The 21,271-nt window shown below is 75.0% G+C and carries 16 protein-coding genes; 7 read left to right on the top strand and 9 right to left on the bottom strand.

From position 1 onward, the window contains the following. The first annotated feature begins 476 nt into the window (after positions 1-476). Both AB0O09_RS04205 and AB0O09_RS04200 read left to right on the top strand, forming a co-directional pair. Complete coding sequence (locus AB0O09_RS04205; protein WP_363539997.1) at positions 477-1,421, top strand: PAC2 family protein; 945 nt, start codon at positions 477-479, stop codon at positions 1,419-1,421. Between the two features lie 169 nt (positions 1,422-1,590). Beyond that, on the top strand, positions 1,591-2,595 hold the full coding sequence (locus AB0O09_RS04200) for an SGNH/GDSL hydrolase family protein (protein WP_363539995.1): 1,005 nt from the start codon (positions 1,591-1,593) through the stop codon (positions 2,593-2,595). Between the two features lie 186 nt (positions 2,596-2,781). Here the strand turns inward: AB0O09_RS04200 and nirD are convergent, their stop codons facing one another. From nirD to AB0O09_RS04175, 5 genes are all read right to left on the bottom strand, one after another. Continuing rightward, positions 2,782-3,135, bottom strand: a complete 354-nt coding sequence (gene nirD / locus AB0O09_RS04195) for a nitrite reductase small subunit NirD (RefSeq protein ID WP_363539993.1) — start codon at positions 3,133-3,135, stop codon at positions 2,782-2,784. Next, positions 3,132-5,753, bottom strand: coding sequence for a nitrite reductase large subunit NirB (gene nirB, locus AB0O09_RS04190; RefSeq protein WP_363539991.1), 2,622 nt, complete (start codon positions 5,751-5,753; stop codon positions 3,132-3,134). Before nirB ends, nirD begins: the two co-directional genes overlap by 4 nt. Further along, positions 5,750-7,039, bottom strand: coding sequence for an FAD-dependent oxidoreductase (locus AB0O09_RS04185; RefSeq protein WP_363539989.1), 1,290 nt, complete (start codon positions 7,037-7,039; stop codon positions 5,750-5,752). The genes nirB and AB0O09_RS04185 overlap by 4 nt, the downstream gene beginning before the upstream one ends. Positions 7,040-7,141: 102 nt before the next feature. After that, positions 7,142-8,908 carry an ABC transporter ATP-binding protein gene (locus AB0O09_RS04180; protein ID WP_363539987.1) on the bottom strand — a complete coding sequence of 589 codons (1,767 nt, stop codon included), beginning with the start codon at positions 8,906-8,908 and terminating at the stop codon, positions 7,142-7,144. 94 nt (positions 8,909-9,002) lie between these two features. Beyond that, on the bottom strand, positions 9,003-11,084 hold the full coding sequence (locus tag AB0O09_RS04175; RefSeq protein ID WP_363539985.1) for a molybdopterin oxidoreductase family protein: 2,082 nt from the start codon (positions 11,082-11,084) through the stop codon (positions 9,003-9,005). 159 nt (positions 11,085-11,243) lie between these two features. On the opposite strand from AB0O09_RS04175, the gene AB0O09_RS04170 reads away from it, so the two are divergent. Continuing rightward, positions 11,244-12,056 carry a CbiX/SirB N-terminal domain-containing protein gene (locus tag AB0O09_RS04170; RefSeq protein WP_363539983.1) on the top strand — a complete coding sequence of 271 codons (813 nt, stop codon included), beginning with the start codon at positions 11,244-11,246 and terminating at the stop codon, positions 12,054-12,056. 151 nt (positions 12,057-12,207) lie between these two features. On the opposite strand, the gene AB0O09_RS04165 is transcribed toward AB0O09_RS04170, so the two are convergent. After that, on the bottom strand, positions 12,208-13,509 hold the full coding sequence (locus AB0O09_RS04165; RefSeq protein WP_363539981.1) for an MFS transporter: 1,302 nt from the start codon (positions 13,507-13,509) through the stop codon (positions 12,208-12,210). Beyond that, entirely contained in the window at positions 13,506-14,087 is a 582-nt protein-coding gene (locus AB0O09_RS04160) for a helix-turn-helix domain-containing protein (RefSeq protein ID WP_344622660.1), read from the bottom strand. The genes AB0O09_RS04165 and AB0O09_RS04160 overlap by 4 nt, the downstream gene beginning before the upstream one ends. A 94-nt stretch (positions 14,088-14,181) precedes the next feature. Here AB0O09_RS04160 and AB0O09_RS04155 point away from each other — a divergent pair, with 94 nt between their 5' ends. The 4 genes from AB0O09_RS04155 to AB0O09_RS04140 all read left to right on the top strand — a co-directional run bounded on the left by AB0O09_RS04155 (position 14,182) and on the right by AB0O09_RS04140 (position 19,304). Beyond that, positions 14,182-14,667: a hypothetical protein gene (locus AB0O09_RS04155; protein WP_363539979.1), complete on the top strand. Its 486-nt coding sequence runs from the start codon at positions 14,182-14,184 to the stop codon at positions 14,665-14,667. A gap of 48 nt (positions 14,668-14,715) precedes the next feature. Continuing rightward, positions 14,716-15,996 (top strand): deoxyguanosinetriphosphate triphosphohydrolase, encoded by a 1,281-nt coding sequence (locus AB0O09_RS04150; RefSeq protein WP_363539977.1) that lies wholly within the window; start codon positions 14,716-14,718, stop codon positions 15,994-15,996. A gap of 36 nt (positions 15,997-16,032) precedes the next feature. Then, a complete protein-coding gene (gene dnaG / locus AB0O09_RS04145; RefSeq protein WP_363539975.1) occupies positions 16,033-17,943 on the top strand; it encodes a DNA primase in 1,911 nt (636 codons plus the stop codon). Between the two features lie 152 nt (positions 17,944-18,095). Further along, complete coding sequence (locus AB0O09_RS04140; protein WP_363539973.1) at positions 18,096-19,304, top strand: RNA polymerase sigma factor; 1,209 nt, start codon at positions 18,096-18,098, stop codon at positions 19,302-19,304. 29 nt (positions 19,305-19,333) lie between these two features. Here AB0O09_RS04140 and AB0O09_RS04135 read toward each other — a convergent pair whose 3' ends face one another. Both AB0O09_RS04135 and AB0O09_RS04130 read right to left on the bottom strand, forming a co-directional pair. After that, positions 19,334-20,770, bottom strand: coding sequence for an FGGY family carbohydrate kinase (locus tag AB0O09_RS04135; protein WP_363539971.1), 1,437 nt, complete (start codon positions 20,768-20,770; stop codon positions 19,334-19,336). A gap of 100 nt (positions 20,771-20,870) precedes the next feature. After that, positions 20,871-21,164: a hypothetical protein gene (locus tag AB0O09_RS04130; RefSeq protein ID WP_344622666.1), complete on the bottom strand. Its 294-nt coding sequence runs from the start codon at positions 21,162-21,164 to the stop codon at positions 20,871-20,873. Positions 21,165-21,271: the final 107 nt, after the last annotated feature.

Below are 21,271 nucleotides of genomic sequence, written 5' to 3'. Positions count from 1 at the left end.
GCGTCCGCGAGATGGCCGAGAGAGAGACGAGAGCACGAAGGGAAGCAGGCGGCCAAGTGAAGGCAAGGTGCGCAGAAGGTGGCTGGCAACACACCTGTTCGGGGCGTGGCCGGCGACGTCACGGACGGCGCGGCGACGACGCGACGGTGCGAGGCAGCGAGAGGACGATACCCGCAAGAAGGCGGTGCGTCACTTCGCGGCGCGAGATCGGGGGCGTGCGCGTGTCGGAGGTACGCCGTGGAAGGGGTCCGGCGGCCCCCGAAAAGCCGCCCGGACGCCTTCGACCAGCCGTTTCGGCCCGAAGTGAGAATATTCTGCAAGCGGGGTGGAGACACGCGGCGGCTGCGGGAATTCCCGCGGCCCCGGGCACGCTGGAGTGATCGACGGGTGTCCGCGTGATGCCTGCCGGGGCGGTGCCGACGAACGGGCGGCCCCGAACGATCGACGTGACGAGACGGAACGGGGTTGGGTGCGCCGTGCGTGATCCCAAGGAGCTGTACGCGCTGGAGCCGGCCGGTGTCGGGGCGGTCGCCGCGGCGCAGGAGGCCGCGGCCGAGGCCGACGGCGGGCTGGTGCTGCTGTACCACTTCGAGGGGTTCATGGACGCCGGCGAGGCCGGCACCCAGGTCGTCTCGCACCTGCTGGAGCACGGTGCGCCGCAGGTCGTCGCCCGCTTCGACCACGACCGCCTGGTGGACTACCGGGCCCGGCGCCCCGCGATGGTGTTCGACCGCGAGCGCTGGACGGACTACGACCCGCCGGAGATCCTCCTCCAGCTGGTGCACGACTCGGTCGGCGCGCCCTTCCTGGTGCTCTCCGGCCCGGAGCCGGACACCGAGTGGGAGCTGTTCGCCTCCGCGGTGCGCGGCCTGATCGAGCGGTTCGACGTCCGCCTCGCGGTGGACTTCCACGGCATCCCGATGGGCGTCCCGCACACCCGTCCGGTCGGTCTCACGCCGCACGGCACCCGGATGGACCTGGCGCCCGGCTACCCGCGCTGGTTCGACCAGGCGCAGGTGCCGGGCAGTGCCCAGGCGCTGCTGGAGTTCCGGCTCGCCGAGGCCGGTCACGACGTTCTGGGGTTCGCCGTCCACGTCCCGCACTACATCGCGCGCTCCGCCTACCCGGCCGCCGCGGTGCAGATCCTGGAGGCGGTGCAGTCCGCGACGGGCCTGGTGCTGCCCGGTACGGAGCTGAAGCTGCGGGTGGACGAGGTGTACGCCGAGATCGAGGAGCAGTTGGAGCAGGGCGACGGCGAGCTGCGCTCCGCCATCCGGGGCATGGAGGGCCAGTACGACGCGGTCGCCGGCGCGGACGGACGCGAGAGCCTGCTCGCCCAGGCGACCGACCTCCCCTCCGCGGACGAGCTGGGCCGCCGCTTCGAGGAGTTCCTCGCGGAGCACGAGCGCGACACGGAGTGACGCCCGGGCGCGCCGCGGCGGCCCCGCCACCGCTGCCCTGACCGGCCGTGCCGGGCCCGCACGACGGCGGCGCACCGGACGGCCCGTGCGACACGGCCGCCCCGGGGTCCGGGAGCTTCCGCGGGCGTCCCGTACGTTGGGACGACCAGGAACGGACCCGGGGGGACTCATGGCACGACGGCGCGACGGCGGGGGGACGGCCCTGGCGGCGGTCCTGCTGCCGGTGCTGCTGGCCGCGGCCGGCTGCGGCGCGGACGGGGGCTCGCGGGCGGCGCCGCCCGCCCCGCCGTCGGACGGGGCGCAGCAGCAGTCCCCGGGGCGGTCGGCCGCGCAGGCCTCCCCGTCGCCGGCCGGCCCGTACGTCGCCCTCGGCGACTCCTACACCTCCGGCCTGAAGGTGCCGCCGCAGACCGGCACCCCGGCGGGGTGCGCCCGTTCCGGGGTGAACTACCCGGCGCTGGTCGCCGCGGGCCTCGGGCTGAGCGGCACCGGTTTCCGGGACGTCAGCTGCAGCGGCGCCCGCACCGGCGACCTGACGGCCCCGCAGCGGACCGCGGACGGCACCAACCCGCCCCAGCTGGACGCCCTCGCAGGCACCACCCGGCTGGTGACGGTCGGGATCGGCGGCAACGACGCCGGCTTCATGGACGTCGTCACCCGGTGCGCGCAGGAGAGCCTGCGCTCCACCCTGGCCGCGGGCGGCGCCGGCACCGCGGCCTCGGCCTGCCGGGCGGTCTACGCCGCGGCCGGCGGCGGGCCGGACGAGGTGCAGCAGAAGGTCGCCGCGGCGGGCGGGAAGGTCGGCGCCGTCCTCGCGGAGATCCACCGCCGGGCGCCCTCGGCACGGGTGTACGTGGTCGGGTACCCGGCGCTGCTGCCGGCCGACCCGGCGGCCTGCCGGGTGACCCTCGGGGACGGCTTCGCCGCCGCCGACCTGGCCTTCCTCACCGAGAAGCAGCAGCAGCTGAACGGGATGCTGCGGGAGCGGGCCGCCGCGGCCGGGGCGGTCTTCGTGGACACCGCCGCCGCGTCGGCGGGCCACGACATGTGCGCGGGGGAGGGCGAGCGCTGGATCGAGCCGGCGCTGCCGGCCGCGGGCGGCGCGCCGCTGCACCCGAACGCCCGGGGTGAGCGCGGCATGGCCGAGGCCGTCCTGGCGGCCGTCCGCGGCTGAGCCGGGCGCCGTTCCGCCGGTTCCGCAGCGCAGGGCACCCGGGCCGCCACGCAGGAGGCCCGTTCCGCAACGCAGGACGCCCCCGAAGGAGCACCGGCCGTCCGCGGGTCAGGGCAGGGACTGCGGACGGCCGGGCCGATCAGGGGCGGTGGCGGGCGGCAGGGCCGACAGGGCCCGCCGAAGGGGTCAGACCTCGCCGAGTCGGGTGGTGTGCACCGGGATCCGGACGCTCTCGTCGTCCAGGCACTCGCCGGTCGCCAGGTCGAAGCGCTGCTTGAGGAGCGGCGAGGCGACGTACACCCGGCCGTCCGCACTGGAGCCGACCAGTCCGCGGGAGAGCACGTACGCCCCGGTGAACGGGTCGCGGTTGGCCACCGCGTAGAGGCGGTCGGCGTGGTCGCGGAAGACGGCGGCCTGGGTGCCGTCCGGCAGCAGGACGGCGACGCCGCGGCCGGGGGTGAGCTGCTCCCAGTCGCAGACGGAGGTCCAGGACCGGCCGGTCAGCAGCTCGACGCGGGTGGTGGTGGCGACGGTGGTCATCGGGTCTCCAGGAGCGCGTTGTCGGGGTCGAGGGCGGCGAGCAGCTCCTCCTCGGTGGCGAGGAGCACCAGGTCGGGCTTGATCTGGTCGCGCTCGGGGGTGAACCGGATGCTCGGGTCCGGCACGCCCGGGGCGTTGACGAAGGAGACGAAGCGGCGCATCCGGTCCGGGTCGGCCAGGGTGGCGGCCCACTCGTCCTGGTAGTCGGCGACGTGGTTGGCCATCATGGCCTCCAGGTCGGCGCAGATGCCGAGCGAGTCGTCCACCACCACGTCGCGGACGTGGTCGAGGCCGCCCTCGATGCGCTCCAGCCAGGTGGAGGTGCGCTCCAGCCGGTCGGCGGTGCGGATGTAGAACATCAGGAACCGGTCGATCAGCCGGATCAGCTGCTCGTCGTCGAGGTCCTGGGCGAGCAGGTCCGCGTGGCGCGGGGTGGCGCCGCCGTTGCCGCCGACGTAGAGGTTCCAGCCGTTGGAGGTGGCGATGATGCCGAAGTCCTTGCCGCGGGCCTCGGCGCACTCGCGGGCGCAGCCGGAGACCGCCGACTTGAGCTTGTGCGGGCTGCGCAGGCCGCGGTAGCGCAGCTCCAGCTGGATCGCCATGCCGACCGAGTCCTGGACGCCGTAGCGGCACCAGGTCGAGCCGACGCAGGACTTCACGGTGCGCAGCGACTTGCCGTAGGCGTGGCCGGACTCGAAGCCGGCCGCGACCAGGCGGGACCAGATCTGCGGGAGCTGGTCGACGCTGGCGCCGAAGAGGTCGATCCGCTGACCGCCGGTGATCTTGGTGTAGAGGCCGAAGTCGCGGGCGACCTCGCCGATCACGATGAGCTTGTCCGGGGTGATCTCGCCGCCGGGGATCCGCGGCACGACCGAGTAGGAGCCGTTCTTCTGCAGATTGGCCAGGAAGTGGTCGTTGGTGTCCTGCAGGGCGGCCTGCTCGCCGTCCAGGATGTGCCCGGAGGCCTCCAGCTCGGGGGCGAGCGAGGCGATGATCGAGCCGACGGTCGGCTTGCAGACCTCGCAGCCCTCGGCGCCCTCGGGGGCGCGGCCGTGCTCGGCGAGCAGCTGCCGGTGGGTGGCGATCCGCTTGACCCGGACGATCTCGTACAGCTCGGCGCGGGTGTGCGCGAAGCAGGGGCACAGGCCCTTGTCGACCTCGACGCCGGAGGCCTCCAGCTCGTCGGTGACGATGGTGGAGAGCAGCTTGACGCAGGAGCCGCAGCCGGTGCCGGCCTTGGTGCACTTCTTGACCTCGGGCACGGTGGTGCAGGAGTGCTCGGTGACGGCCGAGCGGACCTGGCCCTTGGTGACGTTGTGGCAGTTGCAGACCACCGCGTCGTCCGGCAGCGCGGAGCTGCCGAGCGAGACGGGGGCGCCGGAGCCGGCCGGGAGGACGAGGGACTCGGCGGGCACGGGCAGCGGGTTGCCCGTCCCGGCCAGCGGCCGCAGCGAGGAGTACGCCTCGGCGTCGCCGACCAGGATGCCGCCGAGCAGTGCGCCGTCGGCGGTGACGACCAGCTTCTTGTAGATGCCGGAGCGGGAGTCGGAGTAGACGACGTCCAGGGAGCCCTCGGTGGTGCCGAAGGCGTCGCCGAAGCTGGCGACGTCGACGCCGAGGAGCTTGAGCTTGGTGGAGAGGTCGGCGCCGGTGAACGGCTTGCACGCCTCGTCGGCGAGCTGCTGGGCGACGGCCTGGGCCATCTCGTAGCCGGGGGCGACCAGGCCGTAGACCCGGCCGTCGACGGCGAGCGCGCACTCGCCGATGGCGAAGACGTGCTCGTCGGAGGTCCGGCAGTACTCGTCGACGGCGATGCCGCCGCGCTCGCCGACGTCCAGGCCGCAGTCGCGGGCCAGCTGGTCGCGGGGGCGGACGCCGGCCGAGAAGATCACCAGGTCGGTCTCCAGGTCGGAGCCGTCGGTGAAGGTCATGCCGCGGGCCCTGCCGTCCTCGACCACCACGGTCTTGGTGCCGACCCCGGTGTGCACGACGACGCCCATCTCCTCGATGGTGCGGCGCAGCGCCTCGCCGCCGCCCTCGTCCACCTGGACGGGCATCAGCCGCGGTGCGAACTCGACCACGTGGGTCTCCAGGCCGAGGCCCTTGAGCGCGCCGGCCGCCTCCAGGCCGAGCAGGCCGCCGCCGACCACCGCACCGACGTTGGCGGTCGCCGCGTACGCCTCGATGGCCTCCAGGTCCTCGATGGTCCGGTAGACGAAGCAGCCCTCGGCGTCCTTGCCGTCGACCGGCGGGACGAACGGGTAGGAGCCGGTGGCCAGCACCAGGGTGTCGTAGCCGATCGTGTTCCCGGCCGCGGTGGTGACGGTCTTCGCCGTCCGGTCGATCGAGGCGACGGGGGAGGAGAGGTGCACCTCGAAGCCGTGCCGGTCGGCGAAGCCCTCCTCGGCGAGCAGCAGGTCGTCGGCGGACTTGCCGGAGAAGTACGAGGTGAGGGCGACGCGGTCGTAGGCGTGCCGGGGCTCCTCGGCGAGGACGACGACCCGGTGGCGGTCGGCGGCGCCGGTGTCGACCAGGGCTTCCAGGAAGCGGTGGCCGACCATGCCGTACCCGACCAGGACGACAGTCGGCTTGCTGGTGGTCATCGGGCTGGTGGTCATCGCGAGGGCCCTCCGGGGGTCGTGCTCTGGGTGGTGAGCAGGTGCAGCGGGTGTGCGGACAGGGCCTCGTCGCCCTCCCAGGTGCCGGCGAGGTCGCCGACGGTGCCGAGGTCGCCGAGCAGGACGCCGCCGACCAGGCGGTCGCCGCCCAGGTCGTCGCGACGGACGATGACCTTGCGGTAGGTGCCGCGGCTGGCGTCGGCGAGCCGGACGACCCGGTCGCCGGGGCCGGCGGGCGAGGTCTCGCCGAAGGCGGCGAGGTCCAGCGGCGCCGAGTCGGGGCCGGCCAGGGTGAGCCGGGTGAGCAGCCGGCTGCCCCGGTACGGGGCGTCCTGGCCGCACAGCAGCCGGGCCAGCCGGTCGGCCTGCGCGAGGGCGGGTCCGGCCAGGCCGTAGACGGTGCCGCGGTGTTCGGCGCAGTCGCCGACGGCGTGGACCGCCGGGTCGGAGGTGCGCAGCCGGTCGTCGACGACGATGCCGCGCCGCACCTCCAGTCCGGCCGCGACGGCGAGGCCGGTGCGCGGCCGGACGCCGGTGGCGATGACGAGGAGTTCGGCGTCCAGCCGGAAGCCGTCGGCGAGTTCGACGCCGGTGATCCGGCGGTCCTCGGTGAGCGCGGAGCGCACCCGGCACTCGGTGTGCACCTCGACGCCGAGTTCGGCGAGGTGGGCGCGGAGCAGCCCGGCGGCCTCCTCGTCGAGGTGGCGCTCCATCAGGTGCTCGCCCTGGTGGGCCAGCACCACCTGGACGCCGCGGGCGGCGAGCGCCCGGGCGGCGCTCACCCCGAGGAGTCCGCCGCCGACCACCACGGCCTGCCGGACGCCCGGCAGGTGCCGGTCGATCAGCTCGCAGTCGGCCATGGTGCGGAAGGCGAACACCCCGGTGGGAAGATCGTGCCGCTCGCGCCCGGTCAGCGCGTCGTCGAACAGGCCGCGCAGCGGCGGCAGGACGGGGTTGGAGCCGGTGGCGAGGACCAGGTGGTCGTACGCGACGGCGGCGCCGTCGTCGCACTGCACCAGGCGGTGCTCGCGGTCGATCCGGACGGCCCGGGCCCGGCGGCACTCCACCTGCGCGGGGAGTGCCGCCAGGGCCGCGGTGTCCGGCGCGTAGCGGCCGGCCAGCACGTCGGCGAGCAGGACCCGGTTGTAGGGGGCGTGCTCCTCCTCGGCGAGCAGCGTCACCCGGCCGGCGCCGTGGGCGGTGAGCTGCTGGGCGAGCCGGTGGCCGGCCATGCCGCCGCCGATCACCACGATCCGCGGCTCCGCTGTGCTGTCCGTCGCTGTCATGCCCTCGAGCATGGTTGCCGGACGTTTCCCGGCCGGGGCCGCTCTGTTTCGCGAGCGGAAAGTCGACCTCAGCGGCGCGCGGGGCGCGCTGTGAGCCCCGGGTCAGGCGAGCTGGGCGGCCTGCAGTCCGGCGTACGCCCCGCCGCTGCGCAGGAGTTCGGCGTGCGAGCCGATCTCGGCGATCCGGCCGCGGTCCATCACCACGATCCGGTCGGCGTTCCTGATCGTGGAGAGCCGGTGGGCGACCACGAACACCGTCCGGCCCTCGACCAGCCGGGCGAGCGCCTGTTGCACCAGCGCCTCGGAGCGGGAGTCCAGGGCGGAGGTCGCCTCGTCGAGGATCAGCACCCGAGGGTCGCGGATCAGCGCCCGGGCGATCGCCAGGCGCTGCTTCTGCCCGCCGGACAGCCGGGCGCCGCGCTCGCCGACGACGGTGTCCGGGCCCTGCGGCAGCCGGTCGATGAACTCCAGTGCGTTGGCGTCCCGCAGCGCGGCCCGCACGGTCTCCTCCGGCACGTCCTTCAGGCCGTAGGTGACGTTCTCCCGGACGCTGCCCTCGAACAGGATGGACTCCTGCGGCACCACGGACAGGAACTTGCGGTAGCTGCGCAGGTCGAGCTGCTCCATGTCGGTGCCGTCGAGCAGGATCCGGCCCTCGCCCGGCCGCAGGAAGCCGATCAGCAGGTTGAGCACCGTCGACTTGCCCGCGCCGGAGCCGCCGACCAGCGCGATCGTCTCGCCCGGCCGCACGGTCAGGTCGAAGCCGCTCACCGAGGGCTCCTCGCCGCCCGGGTAGGTGTGCCCGACGCCGCGGAACTCGATCCGGCCGGTGACCTGCGCGACCTCCGCCTTGCCGGAGTTCTCCTCCAGGTCGGGGGCCTGCAGCACCTCGCCGACCGAGCGGACGGACTCCAACCCCTTGCCGAGCTGCGGGGCCAGCGTCAGCAGGGTGGTGACCGAGCCGGTCAGGCTGGAGAAGTACGCGCTGAGCATCACCACCGCGCCCGGGGTGACGTCCAGCCAGCCGTAGTAGGCGACCAGCGCCGAGCCGGCCAGGCAGCCCACCCCGATCGCGTTGAGCAGGATCCAGGCGAGCGAGCCGAACCGGCCGTTGAGCAGGTCGAGGCGCAGCCCCGCGTCCAGCACCCGGCCGAGGGTGCGGTCCATCCGGCGCAGCGCCGTCCGCTCCAGGCCGTGCGCCCGGGTGATCGGGATCAGCGTGGTCATCTCGCCGACCCGCGACGACAGTTGCTCGACCTCCTGCCGGAAGGACTCGTTCTGGCTGCGCAGCCGCTCCCGCAGCCGGACGACCAGCAGTGCCGCGGCCGGCACGACCACCACGAACACCGGCAGGAAGGCCGGGGTCTGCACCCCGATGACGACCAGGCCGCCGCTGAGGGTGGCGATCGCGGCGAGGCCGTTGTCGGCGGTCTGCTGCGAGGCGTTCTCGATGCCCTCGACGTCGCGGATCACCTTGGCCTGCAGCACGCCGGCGCTGACCCGCGAGTGGTAGCCGATGGACAGCTGCTGCATCCGGTGGCATAGCGCCGAGCGCAGCCGGGTGCCCGTCCGCCGGATCGAGCCGTGCATCCAGTGCACGTACAGCAGGTGCAGCGGCAGGTTGAGCAGCAGGATCACCAGCAGCACCGCGGAGTTCCACCACAGCACGGAGACCGGCCGGTGCCGGACGACCACGTCCACGATGTTCGCGGTGATCAGCGGCAGCAGCCAGACCGGGGCGTGCTTGGCGAGGAACACGGCGACGGCCAGGGCGACGCGCCCCCGGTCGGGCCGGAAGAGGTAGAGGAGGGTGCGGACGGGGTGCTCGCCCCGGTAGCGGTGGCTGAGCGGTCCCTGGGGCAGCGCCATGGACGGTTCCTGGGGGAGGAGTTCGGTGCGGGGGCGGCACCATCCTGGCAGCCCGGTGCCGCACTGCGGCTGGCCGGAACCGGACAGCCGGCGGTCAGCCGCCGCCCTCGAACCGCTCCAGCCGCACCGCGCACGCCTTGAACTCCGGCATCCGGGACACCGGGTCGAGCGCCGGGTTGGTGTGCACGTTCGCGTTGGCCGCGCCCGGCCAGTGGAACGGCATGAACACCGTGTCCGGCCGGATCGCCGTGGTGAGCCGCGCGGGGGTGACGGTCCGTCCGCGCCGGCTCACCACGGCCACCTGCTCGCCGTCGCGCACCCCGAGCCGCTCGGCGAGCCTCGGGTGCAGCTCGACGAACGCACCGGGCGCGGCCGCGTTCAGCTCGGCCACCCGGCGGGTCTGCGCACCGGACTGGTACTGCGCCAGCACCCGGCCGGTGGTCAGGCGCACCGGGTACTCCTCGTCCGGCTCCTCACCCGCCGGACGGTGGTGCACCGCGGTGAACCTGGCCCGCCCGTCCGGCGTCGCGAACCGGTCGAGGAACAGCCGCGGGGTGCCCGGGTGGTCCGCCGACGGGCACGGCCAGAACACCCCTTCCTCGGCCTCGATCCGCTCGTAGCTGATCCCCGCGTAGTCCGCTGCACCGCCGGCCGACGCCCGGCGCAGCTCGTCGAACGCCTTCTCCGGCTCGGTCGGGAAGCCCTCGCCGTGGCCGAGCCGCCCGGCCAGCGCGTGCAGCACCTCCAGATCGCTGCGCACCCCCGCTGGGGCCTCGGCCGCCTTGCGGCGCAGGATCACCCGGCCCTCCAGGTTGGTCATGGTGCCGGTCTCCTCCGCCCACTGGGTGACCGGCAGCACCACGTCCGCGAGCGCCGCCGTCTCGGAGAGCACCACGTCGCTGACGGCCAGGAAGTCCAGCGACCGCAGCCGTTTTGTCACGTGCGCCGAACGCGGCGCCGACACCACCGGGTTGGAGCCCGCCAGCAGCAGCGTCCGCACGTCCGTGCCGAGCGAGTCCAGCAGCTCGTAGGCACTGCGCCCCGGCGCCGGCAGCGAGTCCGGGTCGACGCCCCACACCGCGGCGACGTGGGCGCGTGCCGCCGGGTCGTCCAGCTTGCGGTAGCCGGGCAGCTGGTCGGCCTTCTGGCCGTGCTCGCGGCCGCCCTGGCCGTTGCCCTGCCCGGTGAGGCAGCCGTACCCGGCGTGGAGCCGGCCGGCGTTGCCGGTGGCCAGGCAGAGGTTGATCCAGGCGCTCACCGTGTCGGTGCCCTTGGCCTGCTGCTCGGGGCCGCGGGCGGTCAGCACCATGCCCGTCCCCGCCTCGCAGAACAGCCGCACCGCCTCGCGCAGGTGCGGCAGCGGCACCCCCGTCACCGACTCGACGTGCTCCGGCCAGTGCGCCATCGCGGCCGCGCGGGTCTCCGCCCAGCCGGTGGTCCGCCCGGCGATGAACGCCTCGTCGGTGCGGCCCTCGGCGACCACCAGGTGCAGCATGCCGAGGGCGAGTGCCAGGTCGGTGCCGGGCCGCGGGGCGAGGTGCAGGTCGGCGAGTTCGGCCGTCCGGGTGCGCCGAGGGTCGACGACGACCAGCTTGCCGCCGTTCTCCTGCAGCTCGCGCAGGTAGCGGACGAACGGCGGCATGGTCTCCGCCGGGTTGCCGCCGACCAGGATCACGCAGCCCGCCCGCGGGATGTCCTCGACCGGGAACGGCAGCCCCCGGTCCAGCCCGAACGCCCGGATGCCGCCGGCCGCCGCGGAGGACATGCAGAACCGGCCGTTGTAGTCGATCGCCGAGGTGCCGAGCACCACCCGCGCGAACTTGCCCAGCAGGTACGCCTTCTCGTTGGTCAGCCCGCCGCCGCCGAACACCCCGACGGCGTCCCGGCCGTGCGCGGCGGCGGTGGCCGTCACCGCGCCGGCGATCCGGTCCAGCGCCTCGTCCCAGGACGCCGGGCGCAGCTCGCCGCCGGTGCGCACCAGCGGGGTGGTCAGCCGGGCGCCGGGGGCGAGCACCGCGGCGGCGTTCGCGCCCTTGCCGCAGAGCGCCCCCCGGTTCACCGGGAAGCCGGGCCGCTCCACCACGGCGACCGGGACGGGCCCGTCCGTGCGGCGCAGCCCCATCCCGCACTGCAGCGCGCAGTACGGGCAGTGGGTGTCGGTCGCGGCATCGTTCATGCCCCCACGGTGCTACCGCGCTGTTTCGCCGCCGCGGCCCGCAGGTTACGGCCCCCGCACACCGCCCTCACCAGGGCCCGCGGCGGCTGTGAGGCCGGGGAAACCAGTCGTGACCACCGGGCAACGGCGGGGAAACAGCGGTGGACGACGCTGGACGGCATGACGCCGATCCCCGTGCTCGTCGCCGCCCCCACCGCCACCGCCCCCGTCACGGCCGCCGGGGCCACCGCCCCGCCGCGGCCGGTACGGGTCCTGCACGCGGCCCGCCGCCCGGCCCTGGTGCTGGTCGCGCACGGCTCCCGGGACCCCTCCGCCGGAGCGGAGATCGCCCGCCTGGTGGACCGGCTGCGCGCCGCCAGACCCGAACTCGACGTCCGGCTCGGCCACCTCGGCCTCAACGCACCGCTGCTCCCCGAGGTCCTCGACGGCCTGAGCGGCCCGGCCGTCCTCGTCCCGCTGCTGCTCAGCCGCGGCTACCACGCCAGGGTCGACATCCCCACCGTGCTCGCCGCCGCCCCGCAGGTCGCCGGCACGGTCGCCGCCCCGCTCGGCCCGCACCCGCTGCTCGCCGAGGCACTCGCCGCCCGGCTCGCCGAGGCCGGCTGGCGCCGCGGTGCCGACGGCCGGGACGCCGTGGTGCTCGCCGCCTCCGGCTCCCGCGACCCGGCCGCCGCCCTCGACACCACCGAGCAGGCCCGGCTCCTGGCACTGCGCCTGGGCGTGCCCGTCCACCCCGGCTACGTCGCCGCCGGCGGCCCCAGCGTCGCCGAGACCGTCGCCCGCCTCGCCGCCGAGGGCCGCCGCCCCGCCGTGGCCGGCTACTTCACCGCCCCGGGCGACTTCGCCCGCCTCGCGGCCGCCGCCGGCGCCCCCCTCGCCGCCGCCCCGCTGGGCGCCCACGACGCCGTGGTCCGCCTCGTCCTGGACCGCTACCGCACCGGCGTCCCCGCCCTGCTCCCCACCGCCGCCTGACCGGAACCCCCGCCTGCAAGGGCCCACCCACCAGGGGCCAGGGGAACCGCGCGACCGGCCACCCCGGCGCAGCCCGCCCGGCTCCGACCCCCACCACCCGCGACCCCCACCATCCGCGACCTCCGGCCCGGTGCAGCGGGCCCTCCCCGCGTCAGCGGGCCGCGCACCGCTCCTGTCCCGGGCTCCCCGCCGCGACCGCACCCCGCACCCGCACCGGCAGGTCCCGGCAGCGCCGCACCGGCGACCACCAGAGGATCAGTCCGGCCAGCGGCACCCCCGCGGTCAGCACCCACATCGCGGGCCGCAGGCCGATCTCGGTGCCGAGCAGGCCGGCGAGCACCGCGCCGACCGGGATCGCGCCGAAGTTGAGCACCGAGCTGCTCGCGCTGAGCCGCCCGAGCAGTTCCGGCGGGCAGTACTGCTGCTGGAAGGTCGACTTGACGACATTTCCGGCGACCACTCCGGCGGACACCGCGAACGCGCCGACCAGGTAGAACGCCAGCCCGGCGCCGGGCGTGGTGAGCGGCACGAGCAGGGTGAGCAGCGGCAGGCCGATCTCGAACACCAGCATGGCCCGGGCGGTGCCGATCGCGGCGGCCACCCGCCGGGCGACGGCCGCGCCGGCGATCCCGCCCACCGAGCCGACCGCGACCAGGCTGCCGACGGCGCCGGGCGGCAGGTGCACCTCGCGGACGAGGAAGACCACCAGGATCGACTGGAAGCCGGTGAGGGCGAGGTTGCCCGCGGCGCCCCACAGGGTCAGGGTCCGGAACCAGACGTCGCCGAAGACCAGGCCGAGTCCGTCGCGGACCTCGCGGCGCAGCGAGCGCTCGCGGGCCGGTGGCAGGACCTCCCGGTGGCGGATCCGGGCGGTGCACCACAGCGAGAGCACGAAGGTGGCGGCGTTGGCGACCAGACCGCCGACCGGTCCGGCGAGTTGGGAGATCAGGCCGCCCGAGCCGAGTCCGGCGATGCCGGCGGCGGAGGCGCTGCCGTGCAGTTTGGCGTTGCCCTCGGCCTGGTCCGCAGGGTCGAGCAGGCCGGGCAGGTAGGCGGTGTACGCGGTCTGGAAGAAGACCCCGGCGGTGCCGGTGCCGACCGCGACGGCGAGTAACTGGACGAGCGTGAGCACGCCGGCCGCGGCGGCCGCCGGCACGGTGAGCAGCAGGGCCAGCGAGACGGCGGAGGAGGCCAGCATCACCGGCCGCCGCCGCATCCGGTCCACCCAGACGCCGACGGGCAGGCCCAGGACCAGCCAGGGCAGCCAGCCTGCGGCGCCGAGCAGCGCGACCTGGAAGGTCGTGGCGTGCAGGGCGGTGACGGCGATCAGCGGCATCGCGAGTCCGGTGACGGCGGAGCCGAAGCGGTTGGCGGTCTCGCCGCCCCACAGCAGGCGGAAGTCGCGGTGGCGGCGCAGCAGTCCGCCGCGGCGGCGGTCGTCGGCGGTGCTCATGCGGCACCGCCCTCGGCCCGCGGGACGGCCTGGATCTGCACCACGACGGGCCGGGCCGACGGGTCGGGTTCGGCGTCCGGGTCCGGGGTGTGGCGGGCCACCACCTGCGACAACTCCTCGCTGAGGGCGCGGAGCTGGTCGGGGGTCAGGACGAGGTTGTTCCAGTCGCTGACGGAACCGGAGTCGCGCCATGCGCCCGTCCACTCGGCGGCCAGCGAGTCGGACACCCGCCGGAACTGTCCGCGCAGCATCTCCTGGAGATAGACCGCGGCGGCGTCGCGCGACTCGGGGTCGTCGGCGAAGTCGGTGGTGCTCAGCACGTTCCTGCTGCGGACCCGGCGCCACCAGCGCTCCCGGCGGGTGCCGCGGGCGGTGTCCTCCTCGATGAAGCCGTGTTCGGCGAGCAGGCGCAGGTGCCAGCTGATGGTGCCGGTGCTCTCGCCGAGGCGCTCGGAGAGCCGGGCGGAGGTGGCGGGGCCCTCGGCGGCGAGGGCGTCGAGGATGCGGACCCTCAGCGGGTGGGCGAGGGCGCGCAGGCTCCGGGCGTCGATCCGACGCTGGTTCTCGGGTGCGGTCATGGCTCCACCGTACAGTGCAGAGAAGTCTCTGCAAAGACTCCTCTGCAACATTCTTCGGTGCGTGACTCCCCACCGCTGTGCCAGAGTTGGCCGCATGGCCGACCCCAGGAGCGCCACACCCGCCACACCCGCCACACCCGCCACACCCGCCACACCCGCCACACCCGCCACACCCGCCACACCCGCCACACCCGCCACACCCGCCACACCCGCCGACCCCGCCGACCCCGCCGAGCCCGTCCGGCTCGCCGACGCGCTGCGCTTCCTCACCGAGCTCGTCGCCTGGGTCGCCGCCCCCTGGGCCCTCGCCGGCATCTCGCCCTGGCTCTCCGCCGCCGCGCTCCTGCTGCTGATCGGCCTGCCGACCGTCCTCGCCACCCCCGGGGACAAGAAGCAGGTCGTCGTCCCCGTCCCCGGGTACGTCACCGTCGGCCTGGTGCTGCTCCAGCTCGTCGCCGCGGTCGCCGGCGCCTGGGCGGCCTGGCCCGCCCGGGCCGCCGTCCCGGTCACCGTGCTCGCCGCCGCCTGCCTGGTCGCCGAGCAGCCCCGGTGGCGCCGTCTGGTGGCCGCCCGGCCGTAGCGCGGCGCATCCCTGGATGTCGGTCAGCGGGCGTACCGTGGCGGGTATATGGACGACACCACGCCGTACGACCCCAACGCCGAGGCCCGCTGGGTGCCCGAGCCGGACAAGCGCCCCGGCCGCACCGCCTTCCAGCGCGACCGCGCCCGGGTGCTCCACTCCGCCGCGCTGCGCCGGCTCGCCGGCACCACCCAGGTGGTCGCCCCGCTGCAGAGCGACTTCCCGCGGACGAGACTGACCCACTCCCTGGAGTGCGCCCAGGTCGGCCGCGAGCTCGGCGCCGCCCTCGGCTGCGACCCGGACCTGGTGGAGACCGGCTGCCTCGCCCACGACATCGGCCACCCGCCGTTCGGCCACACCGGCGAGGAGGCCCTCGACCAGGCCGCCCGCGAGTGCGGCGGGTTCGAGGGCAACGCCCAGTCACTGCGCATCCTCACCCGCCTCGAACCGAAGCGCTTCGCCCCGGCCGACGAGAGCCCGACCCGGCTCGCCCCCCGGCCCGGCCGCAGCGTCGGCCTCAACCTCACCCGCGCCGCCCTCGACGCCGCCACCAAGTACCCGTGGGCGCGCGGCCGGCACCCCACCGACCCGTCCTCCACCAAGTACGGCGTCTACGGCGACGACCTGCCGGTCTTCCGCTGGATGCGGGCCGGCGCGCCGGACGGCCGCAAGTGCTTCGAGGCCACCGTGATGGACTGGTCCGACGACGTCGCCTACTCCACCCACGACGTCGAGGACGGCCTGCAGGCCGGCCACATCGACCCGAACGCGCTGCGCTCCGCCGAGGAGCGCGCCGAACTCTTCAAGATCGCCGAGCGGTACGCCCCCGACGCCGCCCCCGCCGAGCTCGCCGAGGCCCTCGACCGCCTCCAGGCGCAGGAGTGGTGGCCGCGCAGCTACGACGGCAGCGCCCGCGCCCGGGCCGGGCTGAAGGACCTCACCTCCCAGCTCATCGGCCGGTTCTGCCTGGCCGCCGAGCAGGCCACCCGGGCCCGCTACGGCCCCGGCCGGCTCACCCGGTACGGCGCCGAGCTGGTCGTCCCGCGCCCCGTCCGGCTGGAGTGCGCGGTGCTCAAGGCCGTCGCCGTCCGCTACGTGATGCAGCGCGACGAGCAGGCCCAGCTCCGCTCCCGGCAGCGGATCGTCATCGCCGAGCTCGCCGACGCCCTCACCCGCAGTGCCCCGCACGGCCTCGACCCGGTCTTCGCCGCCGTGCACGAGGAGGCCGAGGACGACCGGGCCGCGCTGCGCGCCGTGATCGACCAGATCGCCACCCTCACCGACGCCTCCGCGCTCGCCCTGCACGCCAGACTCGTCCAGCACCGCTGACCCCGCCGGTCGCGCCCGGTCGCCTACACTTCACGGGTGGCCGGGCGGATCAGGGACGAGGACGTGCAGGCGGTGCGCAGCGCACTGCCGATCGACGCCGTCGTCGGCGACTACGTGCAGCTCGTCAACGGTGGCGGTGCGCAGCTGAAGGGCGTCTGCCCCTTCCACGACGAGAAGTCCGCCTCGTTCTACGTGCACCCCGGCAAGGGCGTCTTCAACTGCTTCGGCTGCGGCGAGGCCGGCGACACCATCTCCTTCCTGATGAAGATCGAGCACTGCTCGTTCGCCGAGGCCGTCGAGCGGATGGCCGCCCAGGCCAACATCACCCTGCGCTACGAGGAGGGCGGCTACTCGCCGCGCCACCAGCAGGGCGAGCGGACCCGCCTGGTCGAGGCCCACAAGGCCGCCGCCGCCTGGTACGAGGAGCAGCTGGCCTCCCCGGAGGCCGAGATCGGCCGCCGCTTCCTCGCCGAGCGCGGCTTCGACGAGACCGCGGCCAAGCGCTTCGGCGTCGGCTACGCCCCGGCCGGCTGGGAGCACCTCGTCCGGTACCTGCGCGGCAAGGGCTTCAGCGACAAGGAGATCCTGCTCGGCGGCCTGGCCTCCAAGGGCCAGCGCGGCGGCCTGATCGACCGCTTCCGCGGCCGGCTGATCTGGCCGATCCGGGACACCGCCGGCGAGGTCATCGGCTTCGGCGCCCGCCGGCTGCGCGAGGACGACAACGGCCCCAAGTACCTCAACACCCCCGAGACGCCGCTCTACAAGAAGTCCCAGGTGCTGTACGGCATCGACCTGGCCCGCAAGGAGATCGCCAAGTCCGGCCGGGCGGTGGTCGTCGAGGGCTACACCGACGTGATGGCCTGTCACCTCGCCGGTGTGGAGACCGCGGTGGCCACCTGCGGCACCTCCTTCGGCGAGGAGCACATCAAGGTCATCCGCCGCTTCCTGATGGACACCTCCCAGTACAGGGGCGAGACGGTCTTCACCTTCGACGGCGACGCCGCCGGGCAGAAGGCCGCGCTGCGAGCCTTCGAGGACGACCAGAAGTTCGCCGCCCGCACCTCGATCGCCATCACCCCCGACGGCATGGACCCGTGCGAACTGCGGCTCGCCAAGGGCGACGACGCCGTCCGCGAGCTGATCGAGAACCCCGTCCCGCTCTTCGAGTTCGCCCTCCGCCAAGCCGTCGCCCGGCACCGGGTGGACACCGCCGAGGGCCGGGCCGCCGCGCTGGAGGAGGCCTCCCGGATCATCGTCCGGATCAAGGACCGCTCCATCCAGCACGAGTACGCCGTCCAGCTGGCCGGCATGCTCGGCATCCTCGACGAGCAGTTCGTCGTCCGCCGGATCGGCCAGCTCGCCCGCTGGCAGCGCGAGAACCAGCAGAACGACCGGACCCGGCCGGGCGCCCGCCGCGCCGAGGCCGCCCCGCAACCCGTCCGCCCGGCCGCGCCCGCCTACCGGCTGAACCCGCGCGACCCGGCCCAGTTCGTCGAGCGCGAGCTGATCAAACTCGCCCTCCAGCACCCCGAGTTGGTCAGCCCCGCCTTCGACCAGTACGGCGAGGACGAGTTCCCCACCCCGCCGTACCGGGCCGTCCGCCGGGCGATCGGTCAGGCCGGCGGAACGGCGTACGGCGCCGCGCTGCCCGACTTCACCGGCGCCGTCCGCGAGGCCTGCCCCGACGACGAGGTGCGCCGCCTCGTCCTGGAGCTGACCGTGGAGCCGATCCGCTCCCGCCGGAAGGCCGACGAGATCTACGCCGGCGAGTTCCTCGTCAAGCTCCGCCTGCAGGCCGTCGACCGGCGCGTCACCGAGGCCCGCGCCCACCTCCAGCGGCTCGGCAGCCGCGCCTCCGCCGAGGAGCTCAACGCCGTGCAGAGCGAGCTGTACGCCCTCCAGCAGTACGGCCACCAGCTCCGCTCCCGCGGCGCCGCGGCGCTCTAGACGGCCCCTCGTGGCGGGGCCGACGGCCCGGCTGTCCGTACATCTCCAGGAATGCCGGCGCCCCGCGTGTGGCGCGGCCCACACTCGTGGGTATCCCAGTCCCGTGTGGCGCGGCGTCCCCCAGCTGCCGCGCGCGGCCCGAAGGGATTCCCGTGGAGCTAGCAGCAGCCCGCCGGCCCCAGGCCGTCGCCCGCGACGACGGCACCGTGCACGACCGCGCCGCCGGCCCGCCGGGCACCGGGACCAGGGTGCCCCCGCAGGCCGGCCCGCCCGGTGCCGAGGACGGCCCCCGCGCACCCGGGCCGGCCGCTGCGAACGCCGGGCCGGCCGAGCAGCCCGACGCCCGGCGGCCCGACGCCGTACGTCCCGGTGCGGAGCAGCCCGACGCCGAGGAGCCCGATCCCGGAGCCCGCCTCCCGTCGCTCGACGACGCCACCGGGCCCGCCGCCGACCTGCTCCGCCAGTACCTGCGGGAGATCGGCCGGATCCGGCTGCTCACGGCCGCGGAGGAGGTCGAGCTGGCCTGCCGCATCGAGGCCGGCCTGTTCGCCGAGGAGGCCCTGGACCGCGCCGCCGCCGACGGCGAACCGCTGGACGGCACCCTCGCCGGCGACCTCGACCGGTTGGTGGTGATCGGACGGATCGCCAAACGCCGCCTGATCGAAGCCAATCTCCGCCTGGTGGTGTCCGTGGCGAAACGGTACGTCGGCCGCGGCCTGACCCTGCTCGACCTCGTCCAGGAGGGCAACCTCGGCCTGATCCGCGCCGTCGAGAAGTTCGACTACGCCCGCGGCTACAAGTTCTCCACCTACGCGACCTGGTGGATCCGCCAGGCGATGAGCCGGGCGCTCGCCGACCAGGCCCGCACCATCCGCGTCCCGGTGCACGTGGTGGAGCAGATCAACCGGGTGCTGCGGGTGCAGCGCACGATGCTGCAGGAGAACGGCCGGGAGCCCACCGCGGCGGAGGTCGGACTGGCCGTGCAGCTCCCCGAGGAGCGGGTCCGCGAGGTGCTGCGGCTGGCCCAGGAGCCGGTCTCGCTGCACACCCCGGTCGGCGAGGAGGACGACGTCGCGCTCGGCGACCTGATCGAGGACGCCGACGCCGCCTCGCCCGCGGAGAGCGCCGCCCTGCTGCTGCTCCGCGAGCACCTGGAGGCCGTGCTCGCCACCCTCGGCGAGCGGGAGCGCCAGGTGGCCCGGCTGCGCTACGGGCTGGACGACGGCCGGCCGCGCACCCTGGAGGAGATCGGCACGCTGTTCGGCGTCACCCGCGAGCGCATCCGGCAGATCGAGTCCAAGGCGCTCGGCAAGCTCCGCGCGCACGCCTACGCCGAGCAGCTCCGCGCCTACCTCGACTGACCGCCGGAGGCCCGGCTGCCGGCGGGCGCTCAGCCGGCCGCCGTCTCCGGGTGGATCTGCTCGCGGACGGCCCTGAACTGCTGGCGCACCGCGTTGCCGATCGGCAGGTCCTGGTCCGGGTCCGGGGTCAGCACGACCACCTCCGGCAGCTCCCACTCCGGGGGCTCCGGGGTGCCGGCCAGCGCCCACGCGGCCTGCCGGGCGGCGCCCCGCGCCGCGTGCGCGCCGGGCGGCGGGATCAGCACCGGCACCCCGAACAGCTGCCGGGCCACCTCCCGGACGGCCGGCAGCCGTCCGACCGCGCCCAGCAGGAACACCCGGCCGACCGGGACGCCGTGCGTGCGCAGCACGTCCAGCGCCTCGGCGACGTTGCACAGCATGCCCTCGACGGCTGCCCTGGCCAGGTGCTGAGGGCCCATCGACTCGGCCCGAAGGCCCGTCAGGGTGCCGGCCGCGTGCGGCAGTTTCGGGGTCCGCTCGCCGTCCAGGTACGGCAGCATCACCAGGCCGTACGAGCCGGGGGAGGACTGCAGGGCGAGGTCGCTGAGCGCCTCCAGGTCGCAGCCGAGCATCGCGGCGGTCGAGCGCAGCACCTGCGCGGCGTTGAGGGTGCCGGCCATCGGGAGGTGGCGGCCGGTGGCGTCGGCGAACGAGGAGACGGCGCCGGTGACGTCGACCACGGCCTGCTCGTGCACGGCGAAGACGGTGCCGTTGCCGCCGAGCGAGACCACCGCGTCGCCGGGGCGCAGCCCGAGGCCGAGGGCGGCGGCCATGTTGTCGCCGGTGCCGGCCGAGATCAGCAGGCCCTCGGGGGTGTGCCCGGCGGCCTCGGCCGGGCCGAGCACGTCCGGGACGTGCAGTTCGTGGCCGAGCGCGAGCTTGATCAGGTCCTGCCGGTACTCACCGGTGACGGGCGACCAGTAGCCGGTGCCGGAGGCGTCGCCGCGGTCGGTGGTGCGCCGCCTGGGGTGGCCGAGCAGCTGCCAGACCAGCCAGTCGTGCGGCAGCAGCACCTCGGCGATCCGCTTGGCCGAGACCGGCTCGAACTCGGCCAGCCAGCGCAGCTTGGCGATCGTGTACGTGGGGGAGGGCACCGAGCCGATCGCCTCCACCCACGGGGCCGGGCCGCCGAGCGCGTCGATGAGCGAGGCGGCGGCACCGGCCGAGCGGGGGTCGTTCCACAGCAGTGCGGGCCGGACGAGCACGCCGCCGGCGTCGAGTCCGATCAGGCCGTGCTGCTGGGCCGAGACGCCGATCGCGGTGACGCCCTCCAGCAGGCCGCCGGTGGCCGCCTCGCCGAGCGAGTGCAGCCAGGTCTGCGGATCCACCTCGGTGCCGCGGGCATCGGCCCCCTCCGGGAGCGGGTGCGGCGCCTTGCCGTCCCGGAGGACGGCGCCGGTCTCGGCGTCGCACGCGACGATCCTGGTGCGAGTGGTGGAGCTGTCGATGCCCGCAACGATGGCCATGATGCGATCATGCCTCAGCGGACGGCCCGTTCGTGGCCCGCCGCGTCAAGTGTTGCCCAGTCGGTACAGGATCCGCGGAGGTCCGGTGTGCGTCCTTCCGCTACGGACGGACGGTGCCCCAACTGTCGTCGGTCGCATGGTTGCGTTGGAAGGCCGACACCCGGTCGGTGACGGCGTTCGGCAGCTTGTCGCCGACCTTGTCGGCGACCGCGCCGGCCGCCTTGCCGGCCACCGCGCCCGCCTGCTGCTTGGCCTTGCCCGCGGCGTCCTGGACCTTCGGGTTCTGCGAGACCTTCCGGGCGGTCCGGGCGATCTGCTCGTACCGCTGCCGGCCCGCCTTGGCGCCGAGGACGTAGCCGACCCCGACCCCCACGATGAACGTGACCTTCCACATGCTCTGCTCTCCGCCCTTCCACGCGGTCGTCTGCCGCGTTGCGCCTACCCGTCGTGCCCGGCGGCGAACCGCCCGGGCGGCAGCCGCCCGCCGGGCGGGGGCGCCGC

It is taken from the genome of Kitasatospora sp. NPDC093679, from assembly GCF_040683455.1.
Classification (GTDB): domain Bacteria; phylum Actinomycetota; class Actinomycetes; order Streptomycetales; family Streptomycetaceae; genus Kitasatospora; species Kitasatospora arboriphila.
This window is presented reverse-complemented; position numbering and strand designations above follow the sequence as displayed.